The organism is Micromonospora sp. NPDC050200 (genome assembly GCF_040656135.1).
In the GTDB taxonomy this organism is placed as follows: domain Bacteria; phylum Actinomycetota; class Actinomycetes; order Mycobacteriales; family Micromonosporaceae; genus Micromonospora.
On sequence record NZ_JBFALG010000032.1, the window covers coordinates 71,903 to 83,506 of the forward strand.

Here is an 11,604-nt window from a genome sequence, read left to right on the forward strand (position 1 = left end):
CCTAACGGGTGAGGGTGAAGGGTCGGAAGGTGCGCGGCCCGTACAGCCGGTCCAGCACCTGGTCCAGCTCGCCCAGCAGCCGCCAGGCGTCGTCGGGCCGGGCGTTCAGGGCAGGGCGGAGGGAGCCGGCGGCGAAGTCGCGCAGCGCACGCGGCGCCCGGTCGCCCATCAGGTGGGTCATGCAGCGGGTGGCCATCGCGAGGTCGGTGCCCGGGCCGCAGGGACGCTTCGCGACGACCTCCGGCGGATACCACTCCTCGTGGCCCGGCACCAGCGCCGGGACGGCGCCGCCGTCGACCACGGAGAAGCACCAGTCGACGAGCACCACGCCGTGCGCGTCGGGCTCGATCAGCACGTGCCGGGGCAGCACCGCGCCGTGCACCACGCCGGCCCGGTGGGCCAGGCCGAGCGCGACCAGCAGCCGTCGCCACATCCAGGCCACGTCGCGGGCGTCCAGCCCGTCCGGGTACGCCCGGCGTACCTCGTCGAGGCTGCGCAGGCCGGGCGCGGTGGCCAGCACGTTGACCAGCCGCTCCACTCCGGTGGCGGGATCCCGGGCGGGAAGCGAGTCGACCAGCCGGGGCACGTACGGCAGGTAGCGCGGGTCGCCGTGCTCGGCGATCAGCCGCAGGGCCCGCGCCTCCCGGACCATGAGGTCGTTGTCGGCGGGGTTGCGGGGCAGTTTGAGCAGGCGGTCCGCGCCGACGTCGTACAGGTCGGCGAGGTCGCCGGTGTGGGCGAGCCGGGTGAGCGTGTAGTCCCCGAGCGGGTACCCGCGCCGGGCCCGCCACCGGGTGGTGACCCGGACCAGCGCGTCGGCGGCCTCGGCGCGTACCCGCTCGTCGGCCGCGGCCAGCCGGTCGGGGTGCAGGGCCGCGACCAGCTCCCGGTAGCTGCGGGCCGGCTCGGCCGTGCCGAACAGCTCCTCGTCGGTGCGGGCCGCCGCGACCAGCCGGATCGCCTCGTCGGTCCTCACCGGACCGTCTCCTCCCGGGCGGGGCGCAGCAGCGCCGGGTGCAGCAGCCGGGCGTCGCCGGCCCGGTAGAGCTTGGCGCGGGGCCCGCCCCGGGCGCCGCCGCGCTCGGTGCTGGCGCCGGTGCTCTCCACGAAGCCCGGCACGGAGAGCACCTTGCGGTGGAAGTTGCCGGCGTGCAGCGGGTGGCCCCACACCGTCTCGTAGACGGCGCGCAGCTCGCTGATGGTGAATTCGCCGTCGAGGAAGCGGGTGGCCAGCGGGGTGTACTCCAGCTTGGACCGGGCCCGCTCCAGCCCGTCGTCGATGATCCGGCCGTGGTCGAAGGCGAGCTGCCGGCTGGTGAGCGCGGTCACCGGCAGCCAGATCGCCTCGTCGGCGTCGGTGCCGGCGGCCGGGTCGGGCAGGTCGGGCGCGAACGCGAGGTGGGCGACGGAGACGACGCGCATCCGCGGGTCGCGGTCGACGGCGCCGTAGCTGGCGAGCTGCTCCAGGTGGACCCGGCGCAGCCGCTCGCCGCCGAGCCCGGTCTCCTCGGCCAGCTCCCGGCGCGCGCCGGCGGCCAGGTCCTCGTCGGGGCGGACGAACCCGCCGGGCAGCGCCCAGTGGCCCTCGTAGGGCGGTTGACCCCGACGGATCAGCAGCAGGTGCAGCTCGCCCTCGCGGATGGTCAGCGCGACCACGTCAACGGTGACGGCGATCGAGGGGTAGGCCGAGGGGTCGTACGCGGCGAGGAAGTCCTGCTCGTTCACGGCGTCTCTCTCACTTCGAGAACAACTCAATGTGAGAACAACCTAGCGCACGAAAGAGCGAAAGCCAACCCCTCGCCTCGCTCAGCGGACGGCGCCGACCAGGTGCGGACGGCCGGTCCGCGCGTCGTGCAGGGCGAAGTCCCAGGCCGGGGTGGCGCTGAACGCCACGGTGCCCGGCAGCGGCACCGGTAGCTTGAACGACACGTCCACCGTGTACGCCTCGGGCAGCCGGCTCTCCAGCGCCGCCAGGCAGCGCGCCTTGCTCCACATCCCGTGCGCGATCGGGCGGGGGAAGCCGAGCAGTCGCGCCCCCAGCCGGGAGGTGTGGATCGGGTTGTGGTCGCCGGAGACCCGGGCGTAGTCCGTACCGACCCGGGGCTCGACCCGCCACCGGGCGGTGGCGGCCGGCGGCGCGGGCCGCGCACCCCGGTCGCGCCGCCCACCGCCGCCGGGGATGCGCTCCCTGCCCAGGTACGTCGAGACGCCGCGCCAGACCTCCTCGCCGCCGACCGACCCGACCAGCACGACGTCGATCTGCCGCCCCCGCTCGTGCGGTCGCAGGTGCTCCGCGTGCGTGACGAAGTCCAGCGTCTCGCCAGCCTCGATCGGGCGGTGCACGGTGATCCGGTTGCCGACGTGCACCACGCCGGTCAGCGCGATGGGGAACTCCGGCGTGGTCATCAGCCGCAGCGACAGCGGAAAACCCAGCACGTGCGGGTACGTCGCCGGCAGCCGGTCGGCCAGCCGGAACCCGCAGACCCGGTCGTAGTCGGCCAGGTGCGCGAGGTCCACGGTGATCCCGGCGACGGCCAGCTCGACCTCGGGCGGGGCGTCCGGGCGGCGGGAGCGGCCGATGACCGGCACCGCGTCGCGCAGCGCCCGCCGGTAGAGCGCGCCGGGCGCCGGCATCCGGGGCAGCTCGACGCGCGCCCGCGCCGCCGGGGCGGCGTGCGCGGACAGGTCCTTCCTCCTGGCCATCACGCCCCCAGCAGGCTCTGGCCGCAGACCCGGACCACGTTTCCGCTGACCGCGCCGGACGCCGGCCAGGCCAGCCAGCCGATCGCCTCGGCCACGTCCACCGGCAGGCCGCCCTGGGACATGCTGTTCATCCGGCGGCCCGCCTCGCGCAGCACCAGCGGGACGCGTGCGGTCAGCCGGGTCTCGATGAACCCGGGGGCGACCGCGTTGACGCTGATCCCGCGCCCGCACAGCGCCGGGGCCAGGGACTCCACCAGCCCGATCACGCCGGCCTTGCTGGTGGCGTAGTTGGTCTGGCCCCGGTTGCCGGCGATGCCGGCGATCGAGGAGACCGAGACGATCCGCCCACCGGCCGGGATCAGGTCGCGCTCCAGCAGCACGTCGTTGATCCGCTCCTGACTGGAGAGGTTGACGTCGAGCACCGAGTCCCAGCGGTCGGCGTCCATCCGGCCGAGGGTCCTGTCCCGGGTGATGCCGGCGTTGTGCACGACCACGTCGACCCGGCCGTGCCGGCCGGCGAGGTGTTCGGCGAGGCGGGTGGGGGCGTCCGCGGTGGTCAGGTCGAGCTGGACGGCGGTGCCGCGGATCTCGTTGGCCACCTCGGCCAGCTCGTCGCCGGCCGCCGCGATGTCCAGGGCGACGACCCGGGCGCCGTCGCGGGCGAGCACCCGGGCCAGCGCCGCGCCGATGCCCCGCGCCGCCCCGGTGACGAGGACGACCTGCCCGTCGAGCGGGCGGTCCCAGTCCGCCGGCGGCTCCGCGGTGCCGGCGCCGATTCGGACCACCTGCCCGGAGACGTACGCGGACCGGCCGGAAAGGAGAAAGCGGAGGGTCGATTCGAGGCTGGTGAGGGTGCCGGCGTCGCCGTCCCTGGTCACGTACACGAGCTGGGCGGTGACGCCGCGGCCGAACTCCTTGCCGATGCTGCGGGTCAGCCCCTCCAGGGCCCGCTGGGCGGTCGCCTCGCGAGCAGAACCGCACTCGGCCGGCGGGGTGCCCAGCACGACCACCCGGCCGCTGGGCAGCACCGAGCGGGCCTGCGGGTGGAAGAAGTCGTAGAGCTGACGCAGGCCGGTGGAGTCCGTGATGCCGGTGGCGTCGTACACCAGGGCGCCGAAGCGCGCGGAGCCGTCGACGGCGGCAGGGTCGCGCAGCTCGACCCCGGCGGCGGTCAGGATCTTGCCGACCGGCTCGGCCAGCCGGCCCCCGGTGGCCGCCCCGAGCAGTACCGGCCCGGGGACGAGCGGGTCGCCGGGGGTGTGCCGGCGCAGTCGCGGCGGATCGGGTAGCCCGAGGCGCTTGACCAGCGCGCGGCCGGCCCCCGATTGGACGAAGCTCGCGTACCTGTCGGTCATAGGCGTAGCCTACTGGCCAGTAGGTTGTGGGCAAGTCCTGAAACGGAGGCGGGATCGTGCAGAGCATCCGGCGGGTCGCGGTCATCGGCGGCAACCGCATCCCCTTCGCCCGGTCCAACTCCCGTTACGCCAGCGCGTCCAACTCGGACATGCTGGGCGCGGCGCTGGACGGCCTCGTCGCCCGGTTCGGCCTGGCCGGGCAGCGGGTCGGCGAGGTGGTCGCCGGGGCGGTGCTCAAGCACGCGAAGGACTTCAACCTCACCCGCGAGGTGGTGCTCGGCTCGAAGCTCGACCCGCACACCCCCGCGTACGACATCCAGCAGGCCTGCGGCACCGGCCTGGAGGCGGCCATCCTGGTCGCCAACAAGATTGCCCTCGGGCAACTCGAGGTGGGCATCGCCGGTGGCGTCGACACCACCTCCGACGCGCCGCTCGCGGTCAACGAGGACATGCGCCGCACCCTGCTCAAGCTGAACTCCGCCCGCACCCTCGGCGAGCGGCTGAAGGTCGCCGCGAAACTCCGCCCGCACCAGCCGCTCAAGCCGGAGATCCCGCGCAACGCCGAGCCGCGTACCGGGCTGTCGATGGGGGAGCACGCCGCGCAGACGGCGCTGCGCTGGCAGATCGACCGGCAGGCGCAGGACGAGTTGGCGCTCCGGTCGCACCAGCGGCTCGCCGCCGCGTACGAGATGGGGTTCTTCGACGACCTGATGACCCCCTACCTCGGGCTGACCCGGGACCAGAACCTCCGCCCGGACACCACCCTGGACAAGCTCGGCTCGCTCAAGCCGGTCTTCGGCGCGAAGGGCTCGGACGCCGAGCGGGCCACCATGACCGCCGGCAACTCCTCCCCGCTCACCGACGGCGCGTCGGCGGTGCTGCTGGCGTCGGAGGAGTGGGCGCGGGAGCACCACCTGCCGGTGCTGGCCTGGTTCTCCTGGTCGGAGACCGCCGCCGTCGACTTTGTGCACGGCGACGAGGGGCTGCTGATGGCCCCCGCGTACGCGGTGCCCCGGATGCTCGCCCGGGCCGGGCTGACGTTGCAGGACTTCGACTACTACGAGATCCACGAGGCATTCGCCTCGCAGGTGCTGGCCACCCTCGCCGCCTGGGAGTCGCCGGAGTTCTGCAAGGACCGGCTGGGACTGGACGCCCCCCTCGGGTCGATCGACCGGGACCGGCTCAACGTCAACGGCTCCTCGCTGGCGGCCGGGCACCCGTTCGCCGCCACCGGCGGCCGGATCGTGGCCACCCTGGCCAAGTTGCTCGCCGAGAAGGGGAGCGGGCGGGGGCTGATCTCCATCTGCGCGGCCGGCGGTCAGGGCGTCACGGCGATCCTGGAGCGCTGAGGCGTTCCCCGCGGCCGCCCGCTTGTCAGCGGGACGAGCGGGCAGCGGTACCCCTTTGGGGTGGCGACGAGCGCGAAGCCTCACATTCACGTTGTCATCCCCGACGATGAAGGCGTCGACCGTCCTTCAGCGCCACCCCGTCCTGTGTGACGGACGCGTGCCCGGGCAGGGTGGCAGGGGCGGCGCTGTCCCCGCCGTGCACGTCCGCTGAACCCGGGCGGGCGATCGCCGGGGGTCCGCTGGGCCCGTTCTGGGCAGATCGGGGGTCGGGAGTGGACCGGCACGAGGTGCGCAACGCCCTGCTGACGACGGGACTGTCGCCGGACGCCTTCGAGCTGGAGGGCGTGCACGAGCACGTGCCGGTCCCTGCCGACTTCTGGTTCCTGCGCCGGTCGGCGGGTGGGCGGTGGGAGATCGGCCTGTACGAGCGCGGGACGCGCGACGTGCGGCAGGTCTTCGACACCGAGGAGGAGGCGTGCGCGGGACTGTGGCGGGCGCTCACCGGCCGTCCCGCGCCGCCCTGACCGCCGCTGCCGAGGTCGATCCACTCCAGGTCGGCGAGGTGGCGGTATCGGAGCGCTCCTCATCCCGCCGTATCGCCGACACCGAGTCGATCAACCTGTACGTTGCCCGGTCGCAGCCAGCCGAGGAAACGGGCGTACAGGTCCCCGGCGGGGTGGTGGCGCAGGTCGGAGGTCGCGTCCGCCAGTTGCAGGCCCAGGTATACGCCGAGGGCGGCGCGGTTCCCCGCGTAGTCGGTGAGCAGCCTGTTACGCCGGTCCGGGCAGGGCCACGGCCGACCGCAACCGGCACATTCCCAGCCGGGGCGAATCGGCACATGCGCGGCCGGAGCGGGGACCGGCCGGACCCGGACCGCGTCCAGCTTGGCGAGCACCCGGCGCTGACGCGGCCCGGAGGGATGCCCCAACTCGACGCCCCGCAGGTGGATCCAGATGCCGTCGCTGTGCCGCTCCCGGCGACCCAGCTCGATCACCCGCAGGGTGAGCGTGCCCAGTCCGTAGCAGTAGTGCTGCTCGGACAGCTCCACGACATCGCCCACGCGGATCCGTCGGCTGGTCATGGGGTGACCCAGGCGTCTGACCCGACTGCGGGCGCGCCGAGCCGGAGCTGCCAGACGAAGGTCAGCAGCGGCGCCCGTCGGGGCATCGTCCGCCGTTGCGGCCCGAACCACCCCCGCAATCCGGCCCGGCGGCGCTGCGGCTCGCCAGCGGGAAGCACCGGTCGGCCCAGGTCGACCAGGCGGTTCGCCGCCGCGTTCGCCGGCCGGCACGGCCCGGGGACCAGGCACACCACGCAGAGGTTGCTCTCCCGATCCGGTACGTGGCTGGTCAGGATCTCGCGTGCCGCCTCCGCCTCTGCCTCGTCGCGGTGCCACACCTGGCTGGTCGTTGACTGGTAGACGCCCATTCCTCGCTCCTGTCGGCGAGGGGCGGGCGCAAGGCTCACCTCGGGCCGTGTGCCCGCCCCGTCACGGACCGGCGTCGCTCGTCCGACGCGACGCCGGTGTTGGCCGGGAGCGGTCACGGCCGAACGCGCCACGCCACCGCCCGGGCACGCGCGTCAGCGCCGCCGGGTGGTAGACAGGAGGGGAGTCGATCCCCGGGACGCGATCCGCCGTGGTTGCTCCCCTCGACTCGTGCCGGACCGGGAGTGGGAGAGGCCGCCAAACCGACCCACCCCGGTCCGCTTTCTTCGGCTGAGCGACGTGCTCGGCCGACACCACTGACTCTGTTGCCGCTCGGTGGAACACCAGAGCATCCTTGGATCTGTCCGATGTGAATCATTCACATCGCATGTCGAGCATGCAATCACACCGCAGTGAGTAGTTCAACCCTCACCATGCGTTTCGTGACGCTTGATCTCGTTGACCCTCACGCGGAGACTGGGCGCCATGGTGGAGAGGCGGGACCGGCGGACTCCGACGCTGCGCGGCCGGCAGTTGGGCATCGATCTGAAGCGCCTACGGATCGAGGCCGGGCTGACCGCGGATCAGGCCGCCGATGCGCTCGGCTGCTCGCAGGGCAAGATCTCGCGGATCGAGCTGGCCCAGACGGGCGTCAGCAAGGGTGATCTGTTCCTGATGCTCGACCTCTACGGCCTGGCCGACGCGGCGATCAAGGAGCGCTACTGGCGACTGGCCCGAGAGGCGCGGGGACGTGGCTGGTGGGAGAACTACCGGGAGGTGATCACCGGAGGCCTCAGTACGTACATCGCGTTCGAGGCCGAGGCGTCGGAACTGCGTACCTGGTCGTGGGGCACGATCAACGGCCTACTTCAGACGGACGACTACGCACGAGCGACCTTCACCGGCGAGCCGGCGGGACGCAATCGATCGACTGACGAGGTCGACAAGCTCGTCGAGGCGCGAATGGCACGGCAGCGGCGTGTCGACAACCGATCGCTCAAGCTGTGGGCGGTTCTGGACGAGTCCCTGCTGTACCGACCCATCGGCGGGCGCGACACCCTGAGGGCGCAGCTCGACTTCCTTTTGAGGCCGCGGAACAACATCGTCATTCAGGTCCTGACTCAGCAGACGGTCTGGCACGCCGGCCTCAACGGCGCCTTCAGCCTGATGACCTTCGACGATCATCCGCCAGTCGTGTTCCTGGAGTCCCTGACCGGTGACCTCAGCGTCGAAGGTGAGAGGGACGTGAAGGGGTTTACCCTTGCCTTCGACTACCTCCGCGCGGCAGCTGCCAGCGTCGAGGAGTCCCGAGAGCTGATCGCTCAGGCGCGCGACATGACCTAGGAGGGCGGGCGGCCGTGGACCTGCGAGGTGTCATCTGGCGCAAAAGCAGTCGGTCCAGCGGTGGCGGAAATGGCGACTGCGTCGAAGTGTGCTTTACGCGCGATGCTGTTGCCGTCCGGGATTCCAAGGATCCGGAAGGTGAAGTTCTGGCCTTCTCATCTGCCTCTTGGCGGACTTTCATCGCTGGGTCTGTGGGGGGCGTCTTCCGGCGCTGATGATCTAGGAACCCTTGGTGGGCACGGATCACGGCGGAGGTTCCAAGTCTGCAAATGGGGAGGAATAGGGCAAACTCCCAGTCGTTAGATCCCGCATGGCAACGAGGTTTGTCTAAATAGGCTGTTCGTAAGCCGCTGCGCCCGGTCCACGGACCGGGCGAGGACCGCAACGGGGTACTCATCGAGTAACCATCCCACCATTCGCCGCTGCGCCCGGTCCACGGACCGGGCGAGGACCGCAACACCTTGTCGAAAAGTGAGCCGCCGCTATTCGGGTGCAGCTGCGCCCGGTCCACGGACCGGGCGAGGACCGCAACCACCTCGGGCGGCGCGTACCGCACTGCGGCGGCCGGGTGCTGCGCCCGGTCCACGGACCGGGCGAGGACCGCAACCTCGACGTGACGGCCCGGATCACCGGCCGGGGCGACTGGCTGCGCCCGGTCCACGGACCGGGCGAGGACCGCAACTGCTCGGCGCCGGCGGTCACCGGCCGCTGGGCCAGCTCGCTGCGCCCGGTCCACGGACCGGTCGAGGACCGCAACGCCGGGAGACTCGGGCGGTGAGGACGGAACCGACGAGGGCTGCGCCCGGTCCACGGACCGGGCGAGGACCGCAACACCACCCCTGACGTCGTCATGGACAACCTGCACTGGTGGCTGCGCCCGGTCCACGGACCGGGCGAGGACCGCAACTCGATGTACGGGACGGCCTCGGCGAGGCCGTTGACCAGCTGTGTCGGCGTACAGGTCAACGGGCCAACCGGGTACGGCCGAACGTGCACAGGTCTACAAGGCGTTCCGCGATCGGCCCCGGCGGCCTGGTGCCTCTGCCGTCGATCCGGTCATAGCGCTTCTACGACTGACACTGTCGAAGCCAGGCCGAGATCGTGATTACTGAGCGCAACTTATCCTCCGCCCGAGTCGCCGCCCGGATCGCGGCATGGTCGGGTGTGCCTCACCGCTGAGCCGCCAACGACCAACCAGCGGCATGTCCGGATGCCGTGGCGGGCGATGCGAGTCGGACGCGGGCCCGAATGGCTCATCGACAGGACCGGTAGGGCTGGTTGGGGCGATGGCCACGAGATGCCCCGCTGCTGGGTCCTCGTACGCGGCAGTGATACTGGGTCAGTGCGAGGATCATGGGTTCATGTCGGCCGGCTGTGGACCAACGGTGAACCGTTCCTCGCTATCGACGCCATGCGTCGGAGCGAATGGTGCGGTTACAGCAACGACGACTTCGAACGGGTCGTTGACATGGCGCCGGAGGACACCACCATCTCCGTCGGGGCCGGCAGAGCGGCTCTGGTCGGCGGGGACGGGGTTGTCCGCGACGACAGTTGGGTTGAGGTCGTCCAGTCCGAGGGCGGCACGCTCGCCTTCGTGCAGGCATCTGGGCCCGACTACCCGCGTGTGCTCGCTGCAGCACTGGAGTATCCGGACGCCGAGGACGACGAGGGTGATGACCTCGCCGTCGGCAGTGGTGAACTGGCGGTCTTCAGCACAGCAATCGACGGCGCCGGCGAGTACTCGGCCCCGTTGTCGCCGGCACGGCCAGGGCCGGTGCCAATCGTTCACGGTCCACCGCAGCGAGAGCCTGACCCGGGCATGCTGATCCAGACGGGTGACACCACAGCGTATCGGTTCAAGATCCGGTGGTACACCGAGCTGGACGACGAAAGCTGCTTTGCGCGCTGGCTCCTTATCCCTGCTGGAGACAATCGCTGAGGGCGTGCAAGCCTACTCGCTTCGCGGCAGAACCCATTAGATGAGTGCGTGTGACCTGCGATAAATCGGATCGTACAACGGGTGCGACCATGCGATCGTTGCCGAATGCCCCAACCGATCTTGCGTACTGACCGTCTGCTGCTGGTCCCACTTGCCGACCGACACCTTGAGCTGGAAATCCGGCTCGACTCCGATCCGGAGGTGCTTCGCTACATCAGCGGCCGGGCGCGATCCAGGGACGAGGTGGTCGCCTCCCATGCGCAGCGGATGGCCTTGGCATGCAAGGTGGACGGCTTGGGTTATTGGATGGCGTTCGGCTCTGATGGCGGCGCGCGTGGCTCGGCGCCGCCGGCCGGTGAGGACGACGGCGAGTTCATCGGGCTCATGATGCTTCCGCCGGCGCATGGGCCCGACCAACCTGACGACCCAACTGTCACAGACCTGGGTTACCGCCTCGTCCGTCGGTACTGGCGGAAAGGCTTGGCCAGCGAGGCGTCCCGCGCCTTGCTGCGGCATGCCTTCGACACCGTCGGGCAGAGCCGGGTGATCGCGCAGACCATGGCCGTGAACACCGGGTCTCGAGGCGTGATGGAGGCCATCGGCATGCGGTACGTGCGCACGTACTTCCCGTCCTGGGATGACCCGCTGCCGGGAGCGGACTTGGGTGAGGTCGAGTACGAGATGACCCGCGGGATGTGGGAGGCGTGTCGTGGCGCTTGCTGAGGCGGGGATGCGTGGCCACGGGGTGGAGTTGCAGCCACTGAACGAGTCCCATGTGCACAGCTTGATCGAGGCGGCCAGTGACGGAAACCTCTGGGAGCTGTTCTTTACGAGCGTTCCCACCCCCGACACCATGGGCGAGACCGTCAGGCGATTCATCCTCGAGCGGTCGGCGGGCACCATGCAGCCCTTCGCCGTGTGCCATTCCGACACCGGCCAGGCGGTGGGCGTGACCAGTTTGTGCCACATCGACGCGGCCAACCGCCGCGCCGAGATCGGCTACACCTGGTACGCAGCCTCCCAACAAGGAACCGGCATCAACGCAGCCTGCAAGCTCCTGTTACTGACACGCGCCTTTGACGACATGGGCTGCATTGCGGTCGAATTCCGCACGCACTGGCTCAACCACCGCTCCCGGAGAGCGATCGAACGCCTGGGCGCCAAACAAGACGGAATCCTGCGCAGCCACATGATCATGTCCGATGGAACCGTGCGCGACACCGTTGTCTACTCGATCATCGCAAGCGAGTGGCCCGCAGTCCGGGCGGAACTCAACCGCCGCCTCGCAACGCAGAGATAGGTCACCCCCGGACCATAACCACCCGCTCCTGCGCTCGCCCTCAACTCGGCATGACCGGACGCTGGCTTGACCTGTTGTGGTGACACCGCGTGACGCGCGGATCGCGGCTACCTGTTGACTGGTGGTACGACCGCAGCCCGGCCAGGCTTGGTCGAGGTGACCGGTGGGGTCGCTCTCATCGCGGCTGC

13 protein-coding genes and 1 CRISPR repeat array are annotated in these 11,604 nt (G+C 71.0%); of the genes, 7 read left to right on the top strand and 6 right to left on the bottom strand.

Translation table 11 applies throughout. The features are described 5' to 3' along the window. Position 1: 1 nt before the first annotated feature. The 4 genes from AB0I41_RS21530 to AB0I41_RS21545 form a co-directional block, all read right to left on the bottom strand. Positions 2-976 carry a serine/threonine protein kinase gene (locus AB0I41_RS21530; RefSeq protein ID WP_357110236.1) on the bottom strand — a complete coding sequence of 325 codons (975 nt, stop codon included), beginning with the start codon at positions 974-976 and terminating at the stop codon, positions 2-4. Further along, on the bottom strand, positions 973-1,725 hold the full coding sequence (locus tag AB0I41_RS21535; protein ID WP_357110239.1) for an NUDIX domain-containing protein: 753 nt from the start codon (positions 1,723-1,725) through the stop codon (positions 973-975). Before AB0I41_RS21535 ends, AB0I41_RS21530 begins: the two co-directional genes overlap by 4 nt. Before the next feature lie 81 nt (positions 1,726-1,806). Next, positions 1,807-2,703 carry a MaoC/PaaZ C-terminal domain-containing protein gene (locus tag AB0I41_RS21540; protein ID WP_357110242.1) on the bottom strand — a complete coding sequence of 299 codons (897 nt, stop codon included), beginning with the start codon at positions 2,701-2,703 and terminating at the stop codon, positions 1,807-1,809. Then, positions 2,703-4,058 carry a 3-oxoacyl-ACP reductase gene (locus AB0I41_RS21545; RefSeq protein ID WP_357110245.1) on the bottom strand — a complete coding sequence of 452 codons (1,356 nt, stop codon included), beginning with the start codon at positions 4,056-4,058 and terminating at the stop codon, positions 2,703-2,705. Before AB0I41_RS21545 ends, AB0I41_RS21540 begins: the two co-directional genes overlap by 1 nt. A 56-nt stretch (positions 4,059-4,114) precedes the next feature. Here AB0I41_RS21545 and AB0I41_RS21550 point away from each other — a divergent pair, with 56 nt between their 5' ends. Continuing rightward, a complete protein-coding gene (locus AB0I41_RS21550) occupies positions 4,115-5,407 on the top strand; it encodes an acetyl-CoA C-acetyltransferase (RefSeq protein ID WP_357110248.1) in 1,293 nt (430 codons plus the stop codon). A gap of 272 nt (positions 5,408-5,679) precedes the next feature. Then, entirely contained in the window at positions 5,680-5,931 is a 252-nt protein-coding gene (locus tag AB0I41_RS21555) for a hypothetical protein (RefSeq protein WP_357110250.1), read from the top strand. Positions 5,932-5,990: 59 nt separating this feature from the next. Here AB0I41_RS21555 and AB0I41_RS21560 read toward each other — a convergent pair whose 3' ends face one another. Beyond that, entirely contained in the window at positions 5,991-6,488 is a 498-nt protein-coding gene (locus AB0I41_RS21560) for a hypothetical protein (RefSeq protein ID WP_357110252.1), read from the bottom strand. Beyond that, on the bottom strand, positions 6,485-6,835 hold the full coding sequence (locus tag AB0I41_RS21565) for a hypothetical protein (protein WP_357110255.1): 351 nt from the start codon (positions 6,833-6,835) through the stop codon (positions 6,485-6,487). The genes AB0I41_RS21560 and AB0I41_RS21565 overlap by 4 nt, the downstream gene beginning before the upstream one ends. Positions 6,836-7,319: 484 nt before the next feature. Between AB0I41_RS21565 and AB0I41_RS21570 the strand changes: the two genes are divergently transcribed. From AB0I41_RS21570 to AB0I41_RS21590, 5 genes are all read left to right on the top strand, one after another. After that, a complete protein-coding gene (locus tag AB0I41_RS21570; protein ID WP_357110258.1) occupies positions 7,320-8,177 on the top strand; it encodes a helix-turn-helix transcriptional regulator in 858 nt (285 codons plus the stop codon). Positions 8,178-8,191: 14 nt separating this feature from the next. Further along, positions 8,192-8,392 carry a DUF397 domain-containing protein gene (locus tag AB0I41_RS21575; protein ID WP_357110261.1) on the top strand — a complete coding sequence of 67 codons (201 nt, stop codon included), beginning with the start codon at positions 8,192-8,194 and terminating at the stop codon, positions 8,390-8,392. A 134-nt stretch (positions 8,393-8,526) separates the two neighbouring features. Next, positions 8,527-9,084: a CRISPR direct-repeat array (repeat unit 37 nt; unit sequence GCTGCGCCCGGTCCACGGACCGGGCGAGGACCGCAAC). A gap of 435 nt (positions 9,085-9,519) precedes the next feature. Continuing rightward, on the top strand, positions 9,520-10,116 hold the full coding sequence (locus tag AB0I41_RS21580; protein WP_357110264.1) for a hypothetical protein: 597 nt from the start codon (positions 9,520-9,522) through the stop codon (positions 10,114-10,116). A gap of 105 nt (positions 10,117-10,221) precedes the next feature. Beyond that, positions 10,222-10,839, top strand: coding sequence for a GNAT family N-acetyltransferase (locus AB0I41_RS21585; RefSeq protein WP_357110267.1), 618 nt, complete (start codon positions 10,222-10,224; stop codon positions 10,837-10,839). Further along, the gene (locus AB0I41_RS21590) at positions 10,826-11,416 is read left to right on the top strand and encodes a GNAT family protein (protein WP_357110270.1); all 591 of its coding nucleotides are present in this window, start codon (positions 10,826-10,828) and stop codon (positions 11,414-11,416) included. The genes AB0I41_RS21585 and AB0I41_RS21590 overlap by 14 nt, the downstream gene beginning before the upstream one ends. Positions 11,417-11,604: the final 188 nt, after the last annotated feature.

Bases quoted from the DNA above. Each gene is read 5' to 3' on its own strand.
- AB0I41_RS21540 (WP_357110242.1), bottom strand. From the start codon at position 2,703: ATGGCCAGGAGGAAGGACCTGTCCGCGCACGCCGCCCCGGCGGCGCGG.
- AB0I41_RS21585 (WP_357110267.1), top strand. From the start codon at position 10,222: ATGCCCCAACCGATCTTGCGTACTGACCGTCTGCTGCTGGTCCCACTT.
- AB0I41_RS21565 (WP_357110255.1), bottom strand. From the start codon at position 6,835: ATGGGCGTCTACCAGTCAACGACCAGCCAGGTGTGGCACCGCGACGAG.
- AB0I41_RS21560 (WP_357110252.1), bottom strand. From the start codon at position 6,488: ATGACCAGCCGACGGATCCGCGTGGGCGATGTCGTGGAGCTGTCCGAG.
- AB0I41_RS21570 (WP_357110258.1), top strand. From the start codon at position 7,320: ATGGTGGAGAGGCGGGACCGGCGGACTCCGACGCTGCGCGGCCGGCAG.
- AB0I41_RS21545 (WP_357110245.1), bottom strand. From the start codon at position 4,058: ATGACCGACAGGTACGCGAGCTTCGTCCAATCGGGGGCCGGCCGCGCG.